Below are 20,763 nucleotides of genomic sequence, written 5' to 3'. Positions count from 1 at the left end.
AAGAGAACGTTGTTCCGCACAAAAAAAGAACATTGTTCTGCGGTCATGGGCGCGGGAGTGGCTCGTCGATACGGACCGTGATGCAGAATCCGTGTGAAAGTAGTGACGTAAGCCACTCCCCGCTGTGTTTCGCAGTTAACCACGAACAGAACAGCGTTACAAGTATTGTTATCCTTGCAAGGATAGAGGTACGCATGGCGAACGAACACGAGAATGCAATTCTCGTCGGTGCGCAGAGAAGGGGCGGTCGGGGTGGCGCCGTTTCGCGGCGCGCGCACGGCCGATCACGCACAGCAGAACGGCCGGGTGAGGGCGTCGAAGCGCCGTACCCGGCCGTTCTGGAAGTCGTGCCGGGGATCAGCCCCGGGCGGGGGTGTGTGAGCTCTACATTCGCGAACGTCGCCCGGCGCGGATCGCGTTGCGCTCCAGTGCGGCCGACGCGTTGACCACGCTGTCGCCGAAGCGTTCGAGGACGAGGGTCTGGGTCGCGGCGAGATGGATGCGTGCGAGTCGTTCCGCCTCGTCGGCGCGGCCGGCGGCAATCTCTCCGAGAATCCGCTGGTGGGCGCGCACCGCTTCGTTCGCGTCCTCTTCTGCGGGGTACTCGCCGCGCCGGGTGAGGGCCTCTGCCCAGGCCTCCTCCTGAGCGGACCACAGTGCGACGTAACTGCTCACGGCGTAGCGGATCGTCACATTGGGAGTGAAGGAGACGACGAGGTCGTGGAATTCGCGGGCAGTCTGGGTGAATGCGACGCCATCTCCCACGACCTGTGCCGAGCTCTCGATGGCGGCCTCGAGGACAGGTACGACCACCTCGAGCCGATCCTCACGCCGCGCGCATTCGGCCGCACACATCGGTTCGAGCATCTGCAGTCCGGCTGCGAGGTCGCGCAGGGTGACTCGGGCGCCCTGGAGTGAGAGGCCGAGATGGTAAGCGGCGGAGAACTCGTCGGGGCGATGCACTTCGGCCCCGCCGACGTTGCCCCGGCGTACGGTGACGAGCCCTTCGGTTTCCAGGATGCGAAGTGCTTCCCGGATCGAGGGGTAGCTGACACCGAAGTCCTTGACCAACTGATCCTGCGTCGGCAAGCGGTAGTTGTCGTCGGACAGGATGTGATCACGCAGTTCGGCGGCAACGGTCTCGGCGATGCGGCGTTGGGGTACCCGGCCGCGCCGCGGGCTCGTCACGAAAAGCGCCTTCCATACATGGAACGTCAGTCTAGCGACAGGCTGTCTTTTCTACCAAGTATTGCGAGGTTAATTCTCGTAAGCATTGCTATCCTTGTTAGGATTGTCGTAATGTCCGGGCATGGACTTCACGATGGGTGGGGCGGCCCCGGAACTCCGGAGTGAGCTACGCCGGCTGGTACACGAGCACGTCCCCTCGCACTTTCTCGGGGCGTTCACCGACGACCCTGCCGATCTCGAAGCGGCACAAGAGTTCTGCCGTCTCCTGGCCGACCGCGGCTTGCTGTGCATGACCTGGCCGGAGGAATTCGGGGGCCGCGGGGCATCGATCTGGGAACAGACGGTGGTCCGCGAAGAGATGTGGGCACATCACGAGCCCAGAGGCGCACAGTACATGGGCGTGAACTGGGTCGGCCCGACGATCATGCGTCACGGAACCGCAGACCAGCAGCGCAAGCACCTGCCGCCCATCGCTCGCGGGGAGGCCATCTGGTGCCAGGGCTTCAGTGAGCCCGGATCCGGCTCCGACCTCGCCTCGCTGCGGACCGCCGCCCGCCGTGACGGCGACGGATGGCTCATCTCCGGCCAGAAGATCTGGACGTCCTACGCCACCATGGCGCAATGGTGCTTCCTGCTCGCACGAACCTCCACCGGAGCGCGGAAACAGCAGGGGCTCACCGTATTCCTGGTGCCGATGTCCGATCCCGCCATCCAGGTCCGTCCCATTCGCGCGATGCTCGGGCCCCACCACCTCAACGAAGTCTTCTTCGACGACCTCCGGGTCACCGACGCCGACGTTCTCGGCACCGTCGACGAAGGGTGGAAAGTCGTGCAGGAGGTACTCGCGTACGAACGCGTGGGTATCGCCCGGTACGCCCGATGTGAGCGACTCCTGCACGCGGCGCCCTCGGTGCTCGGCGACCGGTGGGACGACGTGCCGGACGAACTGAAGGCGCGCTGGGCACGGATGCTCACCCATTGCCGCCGGGCGCGTCTTCTCGCCTACCGCGTGGTGTCGCTGCAAGGCGGCGGCGACGTGCAACCCGGCGACGCAGCGGCGTATCGGATCGCAGTGACCACCCTCGATCAGGACAGTGCCGAGGTGCTCACCGAGATCGCCTCCTACGCAACGCCACCCGAAGCCGGGGCAGATCGATTCGACGACGACACCGCCAAGTGGTTCCGACGCGCGGTCGAAGATCACTGGCGCTATTCGCAGGCAGCCACCGTGGCATCCGGAAGCATCGAGATGCAGCGTATTCTGCTTGCCCGAACCCTCCTGGCGGCATCATGAAAACCGAGTTGAGCACGGAAGCGACCGACTTCGGGCGCGAAGCCCTCCGAGCGCTCGAAGCCGCCGGCGGAGACAGCCTGACCCAGGCAATCGAGAACGACCCCGACCGGCGGGGCACCGTCGTCGCGCCATTGCTCGGCGAACTCGGTGCGTGGGAACTAGATCCGCGCGGTGACGCCGACGAACTCGAGGCGTCCGCTGCCCTGTGCCGCAGCGTGGGGTACTGGGCGGTGCCCTACCCGGTCGCGGAGCGGCTGGCGCGGCCCACCGACCTCGACGTCGACGGACTGCTCGTCGTCGCGGATTCCGACCCCAAGGCACCTGTCGCCAACCTGGACCTCCGCTGGGCCGCAGTCTCCCTGGACGGCCGGCGCAGCACCGCGGTGACGCGGCCCCCGAGCACCTCGCCGCGCACATCGGCATTTGTCGCGCAACTCGACCTGCAGCCCCTCGACGACGACGGTGCGAAGGACATCGCGCTCGCACTGACCCTGCCGTGCTGGACCCTCCTCGGCATGCTCGATCGGGCGATGGAGCTGACGCGCTCACACGTGCTCCTGCGGGAACAGTTCGGGGCGCCACTGGCGAAACTGCAAGGCGTCCAGTTCCAGCTCACCGAAGCGGAAGTCGAACGCACCGGCGTGGACGTGCTCGCCAAATACACCCTGTGGAGCATCCAGGCGGGCAACCCCGAGGCGGTCGACGACGCACTCGCACTGCGGTTGGCGGCCGTCGAAGCAGCACAGACGGTCTTCCGCGTCGCACATCAGTTGCACGGCGCGAGCGGGTTCTGCGACGAGACGACGCTGTCCTGGATCTCCCGGTACAGCCTGCCGATTCGGCGCACACCGTGGGGACCGTCCGGGACGCTCGACGCGCTGACCCGTCGTATCGGGCGGATCGGGCTGACCGGGCTGTTCGGTGACGCTCACGAGAAAGCGACGCGATGAATTACGACTTCCCGGACGCGCTGACCGTGACCTGCGAAGGTCCGGTCCGCATCGTCGAGATCAACCGTCCCGACGAACTCAACGCGGTCGACGAGAAACTGCACCGGGCACTCGCGACCGTGTGGCGGCAACTGGCCGCCGATACCGACGCGGCGGTGGTGATCCTCACCGGCGCGGGCCGTGCGTTCAGCGCGGGTGGTGACCTGGACTGGATCACCTCCTTCCTCGACGATCCGGTGGCTCGCGACGAGAGCATCCGCGAGGGCGCGGAGATCATCGACGAGATGCTCCGCTTCCCACTTCCGGTGATCGCTGCGGTCAACGGTCCGGCGGTCGGCCTCGGATGCAGCATCGCAGTGCTGTGCGACGTGGTCCTCATGTCGGAGAAGGCGTACCTGGCCGACCCGCACGTTGCCGTCGGGTTGGTCGCCGGGGACGGCGGCGCCGCATTCTGGCCGCTGCTCACCCCGATCCTGAGGTCGCGCGAATACCTCTACACCGGCGACCGGATCCCCGCGGCTACCGCGGTCGAACTCGGTCTGGCGACGCGCGTGACCGCAGCCGACGAACTGCTCCCCGAGGCCCGCCGGCTCGCCGGCCGTTTCGCTGCGCAACCTGCCCAGGCATTGCGTGCGACCAAACGTGTCGTCAACATGTATTTGACCCAGGCGCTCGGCGGCCCGATGCAGGCAGGGTTCGCGGCCGAGGTCGCGACCATGCAGTCCGCCGAACACCGGGACCGGTTGACGGCGCTCCGGAAGAGCGCGTCGAGGCAGAAGGAGCCGACGTGACGAGGGCAGCGACCTCCGCCCTCGAGGATTTCCGGGCCGCCGTCCGCGACTGGTGCCGCACCCACATCCCCGAGGATTGGCGCCGAGCACAGACGGGTGTGACGGACGAAGAATTCGTCCGGTTCCAGAAGGAGTGGTTCCAGAAGCTACGCGGAGCGGGCTACGCCGTGCCGCACTGGCCCGAGGAGTGGGGCGGAGGGATGTCCGTCGCCGAACAGGTCGTGCTGTACCAGGAACTGGCCACCCACGACGCACCGCGGCTGGTGCTGCCCTTCGTCTCGATCCACCACGCCGCGTCGACACTGCTCGCAGCCGGAACCGAGGAACAGCGCGCGCGGCACCTGCCCGCCATCCTCGACGGCGAGATCTGGTGCCAGGGGTTCTCCGAACCCGGCGCCGGCTCCGATATGGCGTCTCTGACGACCAGTGCCCGCAGGGACGGCGACGTCTACGTCGTGAACGGGCAGAAACTGTGGGCGAGCGGTGCGATGCACGCCGACCGCTGTCTCCTGCTGGCCCGAACCGACCCCGATGCCCCGAAGCGCAAGGGCATCTCGTACTTCCTCATGGACATGAGCCTGCCCGGCATCGAGGTACGGCCCATCCGGCAGGCGACCGGCGAATCGCACTTCTGCGAGATCTTCCTCGACGACGTCGTAATCCCGGCAACGGATCTCGTCGGCCCGGAGAACGAAGGCTGGCGGGTGGCCCAGGAGACACTCGGCGCCGAACGCGGAATGACCATGCTCGAGCTCGCCGAGCGACTGGGCAACGGTGGATTTCGCCGGCTCGTCGACCTGTCCGCGCGTCGAGGCCCGGACGGGACGGTGCCACTCGACGATCCACTGGTCGCCGACCGGCTCGCGCAGCTCGAGATCGAGCTCACCGGCCTGCGCGCTCTCTGCTCCGACTTCGTTTCCGACGACCGGCCCGGGCCCGCGGATGCCTCGATCGTCAAGCTGTACTACAGCGAACTGCTTCAGCGCATGACCGATTTCGGCACCGAGGTCGCCGGTCTCGCCGCCCACACCGAGCTGCGGAAGCCGCTCTCGAGCGGGTGGGAGTCGGGCGCATGGGTACTCGACTTCATCGGTTCGTGGGAATGGACGATCCCGGGCGGAACCAGCGAGATCCAGCGCACCATCATCGGGGAACGCGGCCTCGGCCTGCCCCGCGAACCGGGAGGCACCCGATGACGGATTCGCTCACCGACCTTTCCGAATTCCACGACGACGTACGGGCGGTGGCCCGGGATCTCCTCGGAAACCGTTTCGCCTCGCCGGAATGGTCGGCGATCGCCGGGGCAGGCTGGCTGGGATTCGAGGCCGGCGGTGACTTCGACGGAGCCGACGCAACTTTCGCGGAGGTGGCCGTGGTGCTCCGCGAGATCGGTCGAGCAGCCGCCGACGGCCGGTACTCCGCGGTCGCTGTGCTCGCTGTGGGGGCACTCGGTCTGCTCGAGCCCGGCCGCGAGCGCGACCGGTTGCTCCGCGACACCGTGTCGGGGGCATGTGCCCCCGTCTTCGTCACCGCGGGGGAGCAGTCGCGAGGGCAGACGCACTTCCGTCTCGAGTACGGCCCCGGAGGTGCCGTCCTCGACGGCACCGCAAGCTTCGTTTCCGGGGCGCCCGGCGCGGACCGCCTCCTCGTCCCGGCCGAGGGACCCGACGGCACCGTCGTGGTCGTCGAAGTCGATCCCCGGGCACCCGGACTGGTGATCACCGAGCAACCGGTGCTCGATGAGACCCGCAGCTTCGGCTCCGTCCTTGCGGGCGGGGTACGCGTCGCACCCGAATCGGTATGGCGATTCCGGGGCGACGCGCGGGCGGACCTGCGACACCTCGAGGATCGGGCCGCGGTCGCGGTGGCCTGCGACAGTCTCGGGTTGAGCGAGGCGATGCTCGAGGCGACGGTCGCCTACGCCGGTGCGCGGGAACAGTTCGGCCGCAAGATCGGCTCGTTCCAGGCGGTGAAACACGCCTGCGCCGACATGCTCGTTCAGGTCACCGTTGCGCGCAGGCTTGTCGACGCCGCGGTGCGGAGTGTCGTGCAGAGGGAAGACGATGCGTCCGTGGCGGCCTCGATGGCCAAGTCGTTCGTGTGTGCGGGGGCTGTCGACGTCGCCGGTAAGGCGATGCAGTTGCACGGCGGAATGGGATACACGTGGGAGAGCGGCATCCATGTGTACCTCAAGCGGGCGACACTGAACCGTGCACTGTTCGGGTCGCCGGCGGTACATCGCAGCAGGCTGGCGCAGCGGTACCGGAGCGGAACCGCGTGAAATGAGATTTCCTCGCGCTCGGTAGAGTTCAGCGCGGGGGAACACGCAGCATCGCGCACGCGAGGTCGAGGATCTCGTTCTCGAATGCCGTCAGATCCGGCGCAGACCGGGTTTCCTGGGCGCGTTCCCACGTGGCGAACGAGCCGATGACGAACCGCACCATCAGTCCTACCCGGCGTCGTGCGTCGCTGTCCGGGAGGCCGAGTCTTTCCGCGATCCGGGTCAGGAGCATGGTCAGGACGTCGAGTGACTCGTCGCTGGGGTAGTAGTCGGCGCTGACGCCCTCCGGCCCGGGAACGGTGAGAAACTCGAGTGGCGCGGCGGCGAGCCACTGCTCGTTGAAACGTGCCCAGTAGCTGGGGTTCCCGCGGGCGACCTCCGCGGCGATCGGATGCACGTACGCATATACCAGGCGCTCGAGCGCAGGTGGTGAATCGAGTTCGGCGACTTCCACGAGCGTGGCGCGTTCGATGTTGATCCGCGGTGCGTGCCGACTCCAGACCGCGTCGAGTAGTCCGTGCCACGACCCGAAGTGGTAAGAAATCGCCGAGTTGTTCCGCTGGCCCGCGGCTTTGGTGAGTTCGCGCGCCGACGTCCCATGAATTCCCTTGAGGGCGACCAGCTTCTCCGCCGCATCCAGAAGAGCGAGGCGACCCGTTGACACTGCCATGCCCCTACTGTACTAAGAAGCTCACCTGAAATATTAATACAGTCTTCTTAGGGAGCTCCATGAACGACTCCTCCACCCGCTCAGTCCTCGGGGCGTTCGCGCTTGCCTCGATGCTCGGTCTCGCGGCCTGCGCGAACGGCAACCCTCCCGAGGGAGGCGACCGCTCGCCCGGATCACTGGTCACCCACCGGGTGGTGACGACTACCGCCGCCCTCCCGAGTGCGGCACGCACCGAGTTGATCACCTACCTGTCCGAGGATGCGACCGGACAACCGGTCCTGGTGTCCGGCACCGTAGCGATCCCGCGAGGGGAAGCGCCGGAAGGCGGATGGCCGGTTGTCAGCTGGGCCCACGGCACGACGGGCGTCGGCGATGCCTGCGCTCCGTCGGCCGACACGATCGGCGGTCCCGCCCACAGTTACGTCTCGAGAGCAGGCGCGATGCTCGATCGCTGGGTCGCCGACGGGAACGTCGTGGTCCAGACCGATTACGAGGGTCTCGGTACACCCGGTGGACATCCCTACATGAACGGCGAGAGCGCCAGGAATTCGGTCGTCGACATCGTACGTGCGGCGCGCGAACTCGATGCCGACGTCGGGAGTCGCTGGACGGTGATCGGGCACAGTCAAGGTGGACACGCCGCGTTGTACACGGCCGCCGGTGGTCCTGATCGCGCTCCGGAACTCGAACTCCAAGCAGCGGTCGTACTCGCACCCGGAAGCCGGACCAGCGACGTCGCGGGCTACTTCGCGTCCGGCGGACCTGGCATCGAGCAGGCGTTGAGCTTCCTGCCGGTCCTGCTGCTCGGCGCGGAAGCGGCCGACCCGAGCCTGTCGGCCGACGCGATGCTCACCGACACCGCGCGACCGTTGCTCGCCGCGGCCCGCACCGGGTGCATGGACGACGTACGCGAGGCGGCCGCAAGAGTTCCCGTCGACAACCTGTTTGCGCCGGATGCGGACATGAGCCGTCTCGGGGAGTACTACGCGACGCAGGAACTCGAGTCACTCACGCCGGTGGTGCCGACGCTGGTCGTGCAGGGCACCGCGGATGTCCTCGTCTCCCGGGCCGCCACGGACCGGATCACCGAAGCGTTGTGCGGCAACGGTGCTGCGCTGACCTACAGCGTCTACGACGGTGCAGACCATCGCGGCGTACTCGAGGAGTCGTTCCCGGAAACGAAGGCTTTCGTCGACAAGGCGAGGACCGGAGACGCTTCGACGCCGACCTGCGGCTGAGCCGACAACTTTGGTTGCTTTCTGCCCGCTGAGCGGGCAGAAAGCAACCAAAGTTCTTTCACCCGAGACGCGCGACGGCGAGGTCCCGGATCTCGTTCGACTTGATCTTTGCGCTGCCCGTGAGGCTGATCTCGTCTTCCTCGAAGAACAGCACCTGGCGCGGCACCTTGTAGCTCGCGAGCCGTTCCCGTAGGTACGACCGGATTTCGTCCGCGTCGACGGTCGCGCCCGAGTGCGCGACGATGCAGGACACCACGACCTCACCGAGCGTGTCGTGCGGGACACCGACGGTGCGAGCGACCTTCACTGCGGGATGGGCCACCAGCGCCTCGTCGACCTCGAGAGGGGAGACGTTCGCGCCGCCGGTCTTGATGATGTCGGTGAGCCGTCCTTCCCAGAACAGCCGGCCGGTCTCGTCGACGTAGCCGCCGTCGCCGGTGTGGAAGAACCCGTGGTCGTCGAGTGTTTCGACGAGCGGTGTTCCCACGTATCCGAGCATCAGGGTCGGCCCCTTAACACAGATCTCACCTCGCTCGCCGCGCGGAAGGACCTCGCCTGTCAGCGGTTCGACTATCGAGATCGTCACCCCGGGCAGCGGTTCGCCGCTGCTACCGGCCGCCACCTCCGGCGGAGTGTTCGCCGGGAAACACGCGCTGATGGTGAACGTTTCGGTGTTTCCGTACGCGTGGCTGGGTTCGTACCATTCCGCCGTCACCGTGGGATGCCGCGCGACGGGGGTGTTGAAGTCGACGTAGAGCAGGCTGCTCAGATCGGCTTTGTCCCAGTTGGGCGCGCCGACGAGTTGTGCCCATTGGTGGGGCCAGGCGAAGGGGAAGTTCACCCGCTCCTTCTCGATCAGGTCGAGTGCCTCGACCGGGTCGAACGTCGGCTGCAACACCAGAGATCCTCCGCTGGCGAGGGTGTTGCCCAACGCCATCGCGAAGTTACCCGACCAGAAGTAACCGTTGGCCGTCCAGCAGCGGATGTCGTGCTCGGGCGCGAACCGGTACATGCGCCGGAAGCGCCACATCTGGATACTCACGCCGCGGTGGGCACTGAGAATCCCCTTGGGTTTGCTCGTCGACCCCGAGGAGAAGAACAGCACAGCGACGTCGCTGGGCCGGACGGCCGCCGCGGAGGCCTCCACCAGTTCGCGGTTCTGTGTCTCTCCGCGGGCGAGAAACTCGTCCCACGACGGGATCTGCACATCCGCGTCCGGGACGCCGAGCATCGCCGCGTAGCGCAGGAACGGGTATTTCACCGACTGCACCCCGCCGGCCGCGTCGGTACCGATCCCTGGTTCCAACGCGACCAGGGTCGCTGCGAAATCCGTCTTGAGCACATTGCGCTCGAACAGCAGAACCGACACCCCGGAAGTCTCGAGCATGTAATCGAGTTCCGAGGGAGTCGAGAAGGTACTCAGCGTGACGGCGACTCCACCGGCCAGCGAGGTACCGAACACCGCGGCGATCCATTCGGGACGGTTCGTCATCAGCACGCCGACGCGGCCGTCCTTGGTGAGTCCGACTCCGCGCAATGCCCGTGCGACCTCGACGGCGCGTTCCCACAGGTCGGCGTAGGTCCAGCGGGTGGTGCCGTCCGCGTCGTGCATCACGAGCGCTTCGCGGTCGCCGTACAACTCGGTCACTTCGCGCAGGAAACCGGGCAGGGTGAGGGCTCCCAGACCGGGCTCTTCGCTGAGCGGAGGTCCCGACACGATCGAAGCGGACTCCACCACTTCCGTTTTCGTCTCAGTGCTCATGATGACTCCCTTGTCTGCGGTGCCGTCAGAGCGGCAGCTCGACCTCGGCGGTGGAGGAGACGAGGACGTTGCCGTCCTGATTGGTCAGGCGCAGCTTGATCTGGACGAGAGGCACACCCCACGTGGTGTCGGTCTCCTTGCCCACGACCTCGGCGTCGAAGTACGTGACGTCGCCTTCGAAAGCAGGTCCGCGGAAGTCGGACTTGATGTGGCGCACCATGCCTTCGTGTCCGGCCCAGTTGGCCAGGTAGTCGGTGCACCAGGCGCCCATCGTGGCGCCGTAGCCGTATGCGCGCGCCATGCCGACCTCGCCGGCCTTCTCGGCGTCGATGTGTCCCCGTGACGGGCCGACGTACAGACCGTCACGCTTGCGCGGGTCGATCATGGCGCCTTCTTCGTCGAAGCCGAATCCCTCGACCCAGCCGGGGTCCTGGTTCACCCAGGGGTCCTCGACACCTTCGGGGGCAACCCATTCGAACGTGCCCCAGATGTTGAAAAGGAAGGCTCGGTACTCCGTCGTGAACGAGGCGATGGTGTGCGGCCCGATCACACGGCGGGGAAGGGTGTCGCCGACCTTGACCTCGTCGAAGTGCGGCGACTTGCCGGCCCAATTGGACAGCAGCCATTCGTGGCGCAGGGCCTCGATCTCGAGGAGTTCCTCGTTGGTCCACTTCTTGATCTCGCCGAGTTGATTCTCGTACATGCCGCGCTTGGTGGCTTCGGCCGAGAGGTAGCGGATCGCGGTGGACCGTTCACGGGCGACGAGGGCGCCGTGCTGATTGGTGTGTGTGGTGTCGCCACGCGAGAACATCGTGGGGCCTGCGAACTTGGTTTCCGTGACCTTGTAGTCGTGGAAGCGGCGATCCTGGAAGAGCTTGTCGCCGGGACGTACCGGGACGCCGTAGAACCACCATTCTTCACCGCCGAAGATCAGGTGGCTGTTCGGGATGTAGCCGACGCACGCGGGCGCGGCGCCGTGCCCGAAGTCGAGCGCGACCGCGATGGACTGGGGAGCGACGAGACCCCCGAACTTCGATTCCCGCGCGAAGGTCTCGTTCCAGTGGAGGGGGTTGGGGTTGTCCATGGCCATGGCCCACCGGCGAATGTCGGAGGTACTGCACGGATCCCACAGCTGTCCACCGCCAACGGGCTTGCCCACGCGATGGTCGACGTCGGACAGGTCCAGTTCGACGGTTTCGGTCTCTGCGGATTTCTTGGTCATCGGTGCTCCCGGTTATCGGTTGACGTCGACGACGATGCGTCCACGCACCGTGCCGTCCATGAGTTGGTCTGCCGCGGTGATCGCTTCGTCGAGCGATGCTTCCCGGGCGATGGCGTCGAGTGCGCTCGTGTCGAGATCGCGGGACAGGCGCGCCCATGCGGCGACGCGTCGTTCGCGCGGCGCCATGACGCTGTCGATGCCGAGGAGAGACACTCCGCGCAGGATGAACGGCGCAACCGAAGCAGGGAAGTCCATCCCCTGCGCCAGCCCGCATGCGGCGACTGCGCCGCCGTAACGGGTTTGGGCGCAAGCGTTCGCGAGGGTATGGCTGCCTGCGGTGTCGACGACGGCCGCCCAGCGTTCCTTCTGCATCGGTTTGCCGGGCCCGGACAGGTCCGCGCGGTCGACGACGGTGGACGCGCCGAGTTGCTGGAGGTATTCGGCCTCGGACGTCTTGCCGGTCGCGGCCGCCACGGTGAAACCGGCCTTGGTCAGCAGCGCGATGGCGACGCTGCCCACTCCGCCGGTCGCGCCGGTGACGAGAACCTCGCCCTGATCCGGAGTCACGCCGAAGTCCAAGAGGGCGTCCACGCACAGGCTTGCGGTGTACCCGGCTGTGCCGATAGCCATCGCTTGCCGCGCGGTGAATTCGGCGGGCAGCGGCACGAGCCAGTCCCCGTTCAGCCGTGCGCGCTGGGCCAATCCGCCCCAATGGGTTTCGCCGACGCCCCAACCGTTGAGGACGACTCGGTCGCCCGGCGACCAGTCCGCGTGGGTGCTCTCGGTGACGACGCCCGCGAGGTCGATTCCGGGAACCATCGGGAACTTGCGCACCACAGGCGATTTGCCGGTGATCGCGAGTGCGTCCTTGAAGTTCAAGGTCGAGTATTCGACGTCGACGGTGACGTCGCCGTCGGGCAGATCGCTGTCCTCGAGGTTCTTCCGCGTCACCGTCTGGCCGGCGTCGCCCTTTTCGATCACTAGTGCCGCAAACATCTGTAGAGACTTCCTTCCTCGGTCCGCCCGTGGTGCGTTCGGACGTTGCATCGAACCGCACCGTACTTCAATCATTACAAGGATGGCAATACTTGAATGTTCGGCGCCGACCGGTGATACTCCCTGTGATCGCCATCACCATCAACGACGGGCAGGCGGTCTCTCGCCCCCCTGGCGGCGCCATCTCTGCCCGTGTCCTTCCATCGCGACCGGTGCAGGTCGCTGCCTCGTCCCGCTGTTCCGTTCTTACCGAGAGGTCCTGATGTTCAGACAGAGACGTTTCCTGCCGGCGGTGGCCGTGGCCTGTGCCGCGGCCCTGCTGCTGAGTTCGTGCAGCGAGTCGAGTTCCGCTTCGGGTGACTCCAGCGCCCCCGCCGGCGATCCGGTCGCCGGCGGTTCCCTCACCGTCCTGCAGACCGGGGAGCCGCGATCGCTCGATCCCGCAGCGCTGACCAACTATTGGGCGTTCCAGCCGGCCCTCGGCAACGCGCTGTACGGCACCTTGATGACCAATGACGTCGAATCCCTCGACATCGAATACAAGATGGCGACGGACTTCTCCACCACCGACGGTGGGGCGACGTTCACGCTGACCCTCCAGCCCGGCCTCATGTTCACGGACGGCACCCCGCTCGATGCGGCCGCAGTGAAGTACAACTGGGATCGCCTCGTCGATCCGGCCCTCGGCTCGACCTCCGGTCGCTGGGCCGCGCAGATCGCGGAGACGCAGGTCGAAGACCCGACCACGCTGCGGGTGACGATGAGATCCCCGAACCCGCACTACGCCCAGTCGATTGTCGGAAGTTCGCTGAACTGGATCGCTTCTCCGGCCGCACTGGCGAAGGGCCAAGCGGAATTCGACGCGAACCCCGTCGGTGCGGGGCCGTTCACCCTGACATCGTGGACGCGTCAGGACGCCATCGAACTGACGAAGAACCCCGGTTACTGGGACGCGCCCAAGCCGTACCTCGACGAACTCGTCATCCGCACGGTGAGCGACACGAACCAGCGTGTGAACGCGATGACGACCGGCGCCGCAGACCTCGCGTCCGAGACGAACTGGGCGAGTCTGAACAAGATCGAAGCAGCGGGACTGAACAGCACGGTGGTACCGACCGGCGGCGGGCAGTTCGTCGGCATGAACTTCGCGCGGGCTCCCTTCGACGACGCACGCGCACGCCGGGCGGTCTCTCTCGCCGTCGATCTCGATGCGATCAACACGGCCGTCTACAACGACGAAGGCCAGATCCCCGACACCCTTTTCGAGGAGAACTCACAGTTCTTCAGCGATATCCCGCTCAAGGAAACCGATCCGGCCGCCGCACAGAAGCTCTTCGACGAACTTGCTGCCGAAGGCAAGCCGGTCTCCTTCACGTTCCTCTCCTACCCGACGACGGAAAGCCGCACACTCGGCGAGGCACTGCAGGCTCAGCTGAGCGCATTCAAGAACGTCGAGGCGAAGGTCGACGTCGTCGACTACGCGCAGGCGACAGCCCGCACCGCTGCACGTGATTTCGACATGCTCATCTCGTCGGCCGTCATCCAGGACCCCGACAACCCGCTGTGGCTCGCGTTCCACAAGGACTCTTCCGGCAACACCGTGGGAGTGAACGATGCGGAACTGAACGCGGCACTGGACGCCGGCCGCACGGGTGTGACCGTCGAAGAACGCACAGCCGCTTACAAAACCGTCCAGGAACGTCTGCTCGAACTCAACCCCGGGATCTGGTACTACCGCGCCGTCCCGGCCGTCGTGTGGGGAGAGAACGTGCAGGGCGTGAACGTGTACGCCCTCGGATCACCGTTGCCCGAGGAGATCTGGGTCACCGATTAGTCCCGACCACCGCCAACCCGCGGAAAACTACGACAGGAGTAGCAGAGTGACAGTGAGATCGCGGACAATGCCACGAGCGTTGCTGATGGCCGTCGCATCGGTCGTGGTGGCCGCGGGTTGCGGTGGTGGCGGCGGGTCGGGAAACGAAGGCGCCGGATCGACCACCCCCGTGCGCGGCGGCGAGCTGGTGATGGCCGTCAACGTCGAGGGACAGACGATGGATCCGGTCTGGTGTGCGACCCATGCCTTCGATCGCTGCCTGCCCGTCTTCGGCACCCTCCTCCGCTTCGACACCGAGGACGAGGAGTTCGTACCGGCGATGGCGTCGTCGTTCGAGTCGGAGGACGGAATCACCTGGACACTGAAACTGCGTGAAGGTGTGCAGTTCAGCGACGGCACCCCGTTCGACGCCGACGCGGTCGTGTTCAACTGGGATCGCGTCAAGGATCCCGCGAATCTCTCGCCGTCCGCCCGGATCGCCGCCCCGCTCACCTGGCGAGTGATCGACCCGCTCACGGTCGAGCTGGTTTCGGCCGAGCCGAACTTCCAGCTGCCGTGGGCGCTCGCGCAGGGTCTCGGCATGATCGGATCGCCCACCGCGATCGCACAGCTCGGGGCCGACTTCGGTAATGCTCCTGTCGGTGCGGGTCCCTTCTTGCTGGACGCGTGGACACGCAACTCCGAGGCCAGGTTCAGCGCCAACCCCGATTATTGGGACGAGGGTGCCCCGTATCTGGATACCTTCGTGCTGAAGGTGATCGGGCAAGACGACCAGAGACTCAACGCCCTGCGGACCGGGGAGATCGACATCAACTGGTCGCTGCTCTCGAAGGACGCAAGGACGGTCGAAGCCGAAGGATTCACCGTCCATGCGCTCCCGTTGGTCGGGGGAACCGGACTGAACCTCAATTTCGAGGATCCGGACCTGAAGGACCCGCAGCTGCGGCTGGCGGTGCTCAAAACGTTCGACAGCGCGCAGATCAACAGTGCCGTCTACCCCGGTGACGAGCCGGTCGACGCGTTCCTGTTCCCGGACAGCGAGTATCGCGACGACACCCTCGGGACTTTCCCGGAGAAGAATCTTCCGGAGGCACAAGCTCTGCTCGACGAGTACCTCGCGAAGACGGGCAAGTCCGACCTCACGTTGCGGTTGAGCACCTTTGCCGGACTGCCTGCGCTCGAACAGGTCGCGCAGTTGATCCAGTCGCAGGTGCAGCAACTCGACGGGGTGCGCGTCGAGATCGAGTCGATGGATTACGCCACGTTGCAAGGTGTTCTGCGTTCCGGCAAGTTTCAGATGGGCATCGCAGCGACGTTGTCGCAACATATGGACGCGATCTACGACACGTTCCACTCGGACGGGACGAACAACATCACCGGGTACTCGAATCCGAAGGTCGACGAGGCCCTCGAGGTGAGCAGGGCATCCAAGGATCCCGAGGTGGTCGCCGAGGCCTACAAGGTGATCAACGGTGAGATCTCCAACGACGCGCCGCTGCGGAACTGGCGCTACCAGACCGGATACATCTTCACGCCGGGCTACGTGAAGGGCCTGGTTCTCACGGGCACGCTCAGTGGCGCAGGGGTCTACCTCGACCGGGCGTGGGTCGACAAGTAATTCTCCGCCTGCCCGGAGATGCGGCGGGCACGGTCGTGATCCACGGCTGTGCCCGCACGCATCTTCGCACCGAACGAACGGGGTTGAACGAGCGTGGGCCGAATGTTCAGACGAACTGCGGTACCGATAGGAAACTTCGTACTGCTGATCTGGATGGTCAGTGTGGCGGTGTTCCTGCTGCTGGAAATGATCCCGGGCGATCCGGTCGACAGCCTGGTCCCGCCGGGCGCGAGCGACGAGATGCGCGAACTCGCACGCACCACCTACGGCCTCGACGAACCACTCGTCGAGCGGTACCTCTCGTGGATCGGCGCGGTGCTGCAAGGTGATTTCGGGCGTTCGTTCACCACGCAGACGGATGTGCTGTCGTCGATCGCCGAACGGGCACCGGTGTCACTGGAACTGGCGATCCTGTCGATGATCGTTGCGCTCGCAGTGTCGATCCCCGTGGGAGTGTGGTCCGCCTATCGCCCGGGTGGCCGCCTGGACCGGATCGCGACCGCGTTGACGTCCGCGACCCTGGCTGTGCCGTCGTTCGTGCTGGGCATTCTTCTCGTCTTCGTCTTCGGCGTGCAGCTGGGCGTTCTGCCGACGCTCGGCTGGGTGCCGTTCTCCGAGGACCCCGTCGAACACCTCCTGCACATCGCGCTCCCGGTGCTGACGCTGGCGGCGGGGGAGTGCGTGTTGTTCACGCGTCTGCTCAAGGGCGACATGATGGCCACCCTGCAGCAGGACCACGTGCTCTCGGCCCGTGCCCGGGGCCTGCCGACGTCACGAATCCTCGTCCGGCACGCACTGCGGCAGTCGTCCTTCTCCCTCGTCACGGTGTCCGGCGTGGTGATCGGCCGGCTCATCGGCGGCACCGTGATCGTGGAACTGATCTTCTCCCTGCCCGGCATGGGCAGCCTCGTGGTCAATTCGATTCTTTCCCGCGACTTCATCGTCGTGCAGGCCGTCGTCCTGCTCAGCGCCTTGCTCTACCTGACCATCAACACCGTCGTGGATCTGGCCTACCCCTTGCTCGACCCCCGGCTGAGGAAGGTGCGTGCGTCGTGACCGATGTCATCAGGCAGGGCGGCGCCGACACCGCGCAAGTGGGTCTCCCGATCGTCGAAGCTCCTCCGGCTCAAAGAAAGACACGCCGGCGCCGACGGGACTACGGCGCGATCCTCGGCGCGGTGTGGATCGCTGCGATCGTCCTCGCCGCGGTGGCGGCGGACTGGCTACCGTTGCCCGACCCCAACGAGATCACCGACGACTTCAGTGCACCGCCCTCATTCGGCGCGCACCCACTCGGAACCGATTCGCTGGGCCGCGACATCCTGTCGCGGTGTATCCACGGTGCGCGGGTCTCGATGGCAGTGGCGATCGGTGGCACAGCCATCGCGATGATCGTCGGCGTCGTGGTGGGGATGGTGGCGGGGTATTTCCGAGGAGTGGTGGACCGTGTGGTCTCGCTTCTCGTGAACTTCCTGCTGTCCTTTCCCGCCCTCATCTTCCTCATCGCGCTGGTTGCCGCACTGGGACCGGGCTTGCCCACACTGGTGCTCGGCCTGGCGTTGCTCGGCATCCCGAACTTCGCGCGCGTGGCGCGCGCCAACACGATGGCCTTCTCCGGCCGCGAATTCGTGACGGCCGCAAAAGCTCTCGGTGCGGGCCCGTGGCGCGTGCTGGTGCGCGAGTTGCTCGCCAACGTCATGCTCCCCGTCATGTCGCTGGCTCTCGTGGTGATGGCGACCCTCGTCGTCGCCGAAGGCAGCCTGAGTTTCCTCGGACTCGGAGTGCCACCGCCGACGCCCAGTTGGGGCGGAATGCTGGCCGCGGGACGCGAATCCCTGAGGGAGTATCCGCATCTCGTACTCGTACCGTCGTTGTTCTTCTTTCTCACCGTGTACTCGTTCAACAAACTCGGCGACTGGGTGCGCGGCCGGGTAGGCAGGGAGTCGTCCATATGACCAAGGCAGACGAGGCGGTACTCGGCACCACCGTCGAGCAACCGGTCGCGACCACGCCCGGCGGCGCGTTGCTCGAGGTGCGGGATCTGCGGGTCCGCTTCGAGACTGCGCGGGGTCTGGTCCGGGCGGTCGACGGAGTGGACCTCGACATCGCGGCCGGCCGAACCCTCGGCATCGTCGGCGAGTCGGGTTCCGGAAAGTCCGTGCTCTCCCGCGCGATCATGAAGATTCTGGCTCCGAACGCGCACGTGCTGCCGGGCAGCCGGATCCTTCTCGACGGGGTCGATCTCGCCACCGTCTCTCCGAAGCGGAACAAGCACCTCTGGGGTGTGGACCTGTCCATGGTGTTCCAGGATCCGATGACGTCCCTGACACCGGTTCTCACCGTCGGACAGCAACTTACGGAGACACTCCGATTCCATCTCGGTCTCGATCGCCGCTCGGCGAAGGCGGAGGCGATCCGGTTGCTCACCGAGGTCGGTATCCCGGAGCCCGCGACACGGTTCGGCCAGTACCCGCACCACCTCTCGGGCGGGATGCGGCAGCGGGTGACGATCGCGCTGGCAATCGCGTGCTCGCCCAAGTTGCTCATCGCCGACGAGCCCACCACAGCGCTCGACGTCACCGTGCAGCAACAGATCCTCGACCTGCTCCGCGATCTGCAGGAGAGGACCGACATGGGCATGATCCTCATCACGCACGATCTCGGGGTCGTGGCAGGACGCACCGATTCGATCGCGGTGATGTATGCGGGAAGGATCGTGGAGACCGGGCCGACGAAACAGCTGTTCTCACGCATGCGGCACCCGTACACCCGGGCACTCATGGACGCGATTCCACGGTTGTCGGATCCGAGCCACACCCGTCTACCCTCGATTCCCGGCCGGCCACCGACCGTCATCGACCCACCGCCGGGGTGCAGTTTCGCGCCGAGATGTCCGTCGGCGCAGGCCCGGTGCTTGTCGGAAACTCCCCGGCTGGTGGTCACCGACGACTCACCCCTGCATTCGGCCGCATGTTTCTTCCCATTGGGAACGCCCGCCGGTGACACCGCTCGAGAAGTCAACGCCGCCGCGGGTGTGACCGCGGCGGGCACCCGAATCGATTCCAGGGACGTGATCTGATGGCCGGCAGTGGAACAGCGCACCTCCGCGACGACCCCGACGTAGTGCTGAGCGTGCGAAACCTCACCGTCGAATACGCGAACGGCGGTAACGCGCGCGTCTTCGCGGTCTCCGACGTGAGCTTCGACGCCCGGCGAGGAGAGACCGTCGGTCTGGTCGGGGAATCAGGATGCGGCAAGTCCAGTGTGGCGAAGGCGATCCTGCAACTTCCCCCGCCCACATCGGGATCGGTGGTGGTGGACGGATCCGAACTCGTCGGCCTCCGCGGCTCCGGGCTCCGCTCCCAGCGCCGGAAACTACAGATGATCTTCCAGGATCCGATTTCTTCCCTGAACCCGATGCGCAAGGTCAAAGACATCGTCGCCGAAGGCTTGCGCATCCAGGGAGGGGTGTCGGCGACCGAAATCGAGAGTCGCACCCGGACGATTCTCGAGCGGGTGGGACTCGACCCGGACACGGCGTCAGATCGTCTGCCCCACGAATTCTCCGGCGGGCAGTGCCAGAGGATCTCCATTGCGCGCGCGATGGTTCTCGATCCCGAACTCGTGATCTGTGACGAGCCGGTGGCAGCACTCGATGTATCCGTGCAGGCACAGATCATCAACCTGCTCGAAGACATGAAGACCCGGTACAAGCTCACCCTGGTCTTCATCGCTCACGACCTCGCGGTGGTCAAGAACGTGAGCGACCGGGTCGTGGTGATGTATCTCGGCAAGGTGTGCGAGGTCGCGGAGTCGGACGAACTGTTCACCGCACCGGCACACCCCTACACGCGCGCCCTCATCAGCGCCGTTCCCGAACCGGACCCAGAGGCGCAACCGCGGCGCGCCGTCAGCACCGGCGATATTCCGTCGCCGGTCGATCCGCCGAGCGGCTGCCGGTTCCGCACCCGATGCCCGTCGGCTCAGGACACTTGTGCCGTCGAGGAGCCCAGCGTCCGCGAAATTCGGCCCGGGCATTTCGTGGCGTGCCATTTTCCCGAAGGCGCTGACCCAGCGGCCGTAAGCGTCGGTGAGGCGGTAGGTACCGGCGTCCTCACCGGGTGACGGGGGAGGGTCAGCGTGCGGTCCATCCGCCGTCCACGACGATGGTCTGACCGGTGACGTAACTACCGGCGTCACCGGCGAGCCACACGATCGCGCCGACGATGTCGTCGGCCGTTCCGTCCTTGGGGAGCGGGGTGTTTCTCCGGAGGTATTCGGAGGCACGCTCGCTCTCGTAGAGGGGGCCGGTGATCTCGCTCCGAAAGAACCCCGGCGCCACCGTGTTCACGCGGATCGAGTGCCGCGCCCATTGCACCGCCAGTTCGGCAGTCAGCCCGGACAGCCCGAGTTTGCTTGCGGCATAGGAGGCCTGGGGGATACCGGGGACGCCTACCCGGCCGCTGATGGACGACACGTTCACGATCGCGCCGCGGCCGACCGCGCGCATATGGGGGAAGACGTCCTGGGCGAGCCGGAACGGCGCCAGCAGGTTGAGATCGAGCGTGCGGCGCATCGCGTCGAGTGGTTCCGACTCCGCTCGTTCCTCCGTGAACATGCTTCCCGCCGCGTTCACCAGGATCTCCGGCGGTCCGAGGCTCTCCGCCACGGCCGGCACCACCTGGCCGATTCCGTCGAGATCGGTCAGATCGGCGGCCACCGCGATGCCGCCGATCCGCTCGGCGAGTTCTTCGAGCCGGTCCTTACGCCGGGCGACGACCGCCACCTTCGCACCGAACCCCGCCAGCGTTTCGGCGACTGTCGCGCCGAGTCCCGACGACGCGCCGGTCACGATCGCCACCCGGCCTTCCAGGCCGAACATCCGGGCGGCGATCTCGTTGTTCAACGCCACAGGGCAC

The 20,763-nt window shown here is 66.3% G+C and carries 18 protein-coding genes; 12 read left to right on the top strand and 6 right to left on the bottom strand.

Features of this window, described 5'->3' with window-relative positions:
• Positions 1 to 384: 384 nt before the first annotated feature.
• On the bottom strand, positions 385 to 1,188 hold the full coding sequence (locus RDCOP1_RS03305) for a FadR/GntR family transcriptional regulator (protein WP_072698596.1): 804 nt from the start codon (positions 1,186 to 1,188) through the stop codon (positions 385 to 387).
• A 121-nt stretch (positions 1,189 to 1,309) separates the two neighbouring features.
• Here RDCOP1_RS03305 and RDCOP1_RS03300 point away from each other — a divergent pair, with 121 nt between their 5' ends.
• Genes RDCOP1_RS03300 through RDCOP1_RS03280 form a run of 5 tightly spaced genes read left to right on the top strand, consistent with a single transcriptional unit; the run spans position 1,310 to position 6,504 of the window.
• Positions 1,310 to 2,482, top strand: coding sequence for an acyl-CoA dehydrogenase family protein (locus tag RDCOP1_RS03300; RefSeq protein ID WP_072698595.1), 1,173 nt, complete (start codon positions 1,310 to 1,312; stop codon positions 2,480 to 2,482).
• Positions 2,479 to 3,432 (top strand): acyl-CoA dehydrogenase family protein, encoded by a 954-nt coding sequence (locus tag RDCOP1_RS03295; protein ID WP_072698594.1) that lies wholly within the window; start codon positions 2,479 to 2,481, stop codon positions 3,430 to 3,432. Before RDCOP1_RS03300 ends, RDCOP1_RS03295 begins: the two co-directional genes overlap by 4 nt.
• Positions 3,429 to 4,223, top strand: a complete 795-nt coding sequence (locus RDCOP1_RS03290; protein ID WP_072698593.1) for an enoyl-CoA hydratase/isomerase family protein — start codon at positions 3,429 to 3,431, stop codon at positions 4,221 to 4,223. Before RDCOP1_RS03295 ends, RDCOP1_RS03290 begins: the two co-directional genes overlap by 4 nt.
• Entirely contained in the window at positions 4,220 to 5,419 is a 1,200-nt protein-coding gene (locus tag RDCOP1_RS03285; RefSeq protein WP_072698592.1) for an acyl-CoA dehydrogenase family protein, read from the top strand. Before RDCOP1_RS03290 ends, RDCOP1_RS03285 begins: the two co-directional genes overlap by 4 nt.
• Positions 5,416 to 6,504 carry an acyl-CoA dehydrogenase family protein gene (locus RDCOP1_RS03280; RefSeq protein ID WP_072698591.1) on the top strand — a complete coding sequence of 363 codons (1,089 nt, stop codon included), beginning with the start codon at positions 5,416 to 5,418 and terminating at the stop codon, positions 6,502 to 6,504. The genes RDCOP1_RS03285 and RDCOP1_RS03280 overlap by 4 nt, the downstream gene beginning before the upstream one ends.
• A 28-nt stretch (positions 6,505 to 6,532) precedes the next feature.
• On the opposite strand, the gene RDCOP1_RS03275 is transcribed toward RDCOP1_RS03280, so the two are convergent.
• Complete coding sequence (locus RDCOP1_RS03275; RefSeq protein WP_072698590.1) at positions 6,533 to 7,174, bottom strand: TetR/AcrR family transcriptional regulator; 642 nt, start codon at positions 7,172 to 7,174, stop codon at positions 6,533 to 6,535.
• Positions 7,175 to 7,233: 59 nt separating this feature from the next.
• Between RDCOP1_RS03275 and RDCOP1_RS03270 the strand changes: the two genes are divergently transcribed.
• Complete coding sequence (locus RDCOP1_RS03270; RefSeq protein ID WP_072698589.1) at positions 7,234 to 8,412, top strand: alpha/beta hydrolase family protein; 1,179 nt, start codon at positions 7,234 to 7,236, stop codon at positions 8,410 to 8,412.
• Between the two features lie 58 nt (positions 8,413 to 8,470).
• Here the strand turns inward: RDCOP1_RS03270 and RDCOP1_RS03265 are convergent, their stop codons facing one another.
• From RDCOP1_RS03265 to acuI, 3 genes are read right to left on the bottom strand one after another with little or no spacing between them, the layout of a single operon-like run.
• Entirely contained in the window at positions 8,471 to 10,174 is a 1,704-nt protein-coding gene (locus RDCOP1_RS03265; RefSeq protein WP_174555752.1) for a class I adenylate-forming enzyme family protein, read from the bottom strand.
• Between the two features lie 25 nt (positions 10,175 to 10,199).
• Positions 10,200 to 11,396, bottom strand: coding sequence for an FAS1-like dehydratase domain-containing protein (locus RDCOP1_RS03260; protein ID WP_072698588.1), 1,197 nt, complete (start codon positions 11,394 to 11,396; stop codon positions 10,200 to 10,202).
• Between the two features lie 12 nt (positions 11,397 to 11,408).
• Positions 11,409 to 12,392, bottom strand: coding sequence for an acrylyl-CoA reductase (NADPH) (gene acuI / locus RDCOP1_RS03255; RefSeq protein ID WP_072698587.1), 984 nt, complete (start codon positions 12,390 to 12,392; stop codon positions 11,409 to 11,411).
• Positions 12,393 to 12,654: 262 nt separating this feature from the next.
• Between acuI and RDCOP1_RS03250 the strand changes: the two genes are divergently transcribed.
• The 6 genes from RDCOP1_RS03250 to RDCOP1_RS03225 all read left to right on the top strand — a co-directional run bounded on the left by RDCOP1_RS03250 (position 12,655) and on the right by RDCOP1_RS03225 (position 19,969).
• Positions 12,655 to 14,226 carry an ABC transporter substrate-binding protein gene (locus RDCOP1_RS03250; RefSeq protein WP_072698586.1) on the top strand — a complete coding sequence of 524 codons (1,572 nt, stop codon included), beginning with the start codon at positions 12,655 to 12,657 and terminating at the stop codon, positions 14,224 to 14,226.
• Positions 14,227 to 14,272: 46 nt separating this feature from the next.
• Entirely contained in the window at positions 14,273 to 15,844 is a 1,572-nt protein-coding gene (locus RDCOP1_RS03245) for an ABC transporter substrate-binding protein (RefSeq protein WP_143152175.1), read from the top strand.
• 102 nt (positions 15,845 to 15,946) lie between these two features.
• A complete protein-coding gene (locus RDCOP1_RS03240) occupies positions 15,947 to 16,900 on the top strand; it encodes an ABC transporter permease (RefSeq protein ID WP_072698584.1) in 954 nt (317 codons plus the stop codon).
• Complete coding sequence (locus RDCOP1_RS03235) at positions 16,897 to 17,799, top strand: ABC transporter permease (protein ID WP_084722326.1); 903 nt, start codon at positions 16,897 to 16,899, stop codon at positions 17,797 to 17,799. Before RDCOP1_RS03240 ends, RDCOP1_RS03235 begins: the two co-directional genes overlap by 4 nt.
• Complete coding sequence (locus RDCOP1_RS03230; RefSeq protein ID WP_084722324.1) at positions 17,796 to 18,923, top strand: ABC transporter ATP-binding protein; 1,128 nt, start codon at positions 17,796 to 17,798, stop codon at positions 18,921 to 18,923. The genes RDCOP1_RS03235 and RDCOP1_RS03230 overlap by 4 nt, the downstream gene beginning before the upstream one ends.
• Positions 18,923 to 19,969, top strand: coding sequence for an ABC transporter ATP-binding protein (locus tag RDCOP1_RS03225; protein WP_072698583.1), 1,047 nt, complete (start codon positions 18,923 to 18,925; stop codon positions 19,967 to 19,969). The genes RDCOP1_RS03230 and RDCOP1_RS03225 overlap by 1 nt, the downstream gene beginning before the upstream one ends.
• A gap of 10 nt (positions 19,970 to 19,979) precedes the next feature.
• Here the strand turns inward: RDCOP1_RS03225 and RDCOP1_RS03220 are convergent, their stop codons facing one another.
• Positions 19,980 to 20,756, bottom strand: a complete 777-nt coding sequence (locus RDCOP1_RS03220) for an SDR family NAD(P)-dependent oxidoreductase (protein ID WP_231922959.1) — start codon at positions 20,754 to 20,756, stop codon at positions 19,980 to 19,982.
• Between the last annotated feature and the right edge of the window lie 7 nt (positions 20,757 to 20,763).

It is taken from the genome of Rhodococcus coprophilus NBRC 100603, from assembly GCF_001895045.1.
Classification (GTDB): Bacteria; Actinomycetota; Actinomycetes; order Mycobacteriales; family Mycobacteriaceae; genus Rhodococcus; species Rhodococcus coprophilus.
The sequence above is the reverse complement of the archived record's forward strand: the minus strand, read 5'-3'. Positions and strand labels throughout refer to the sequence as shown.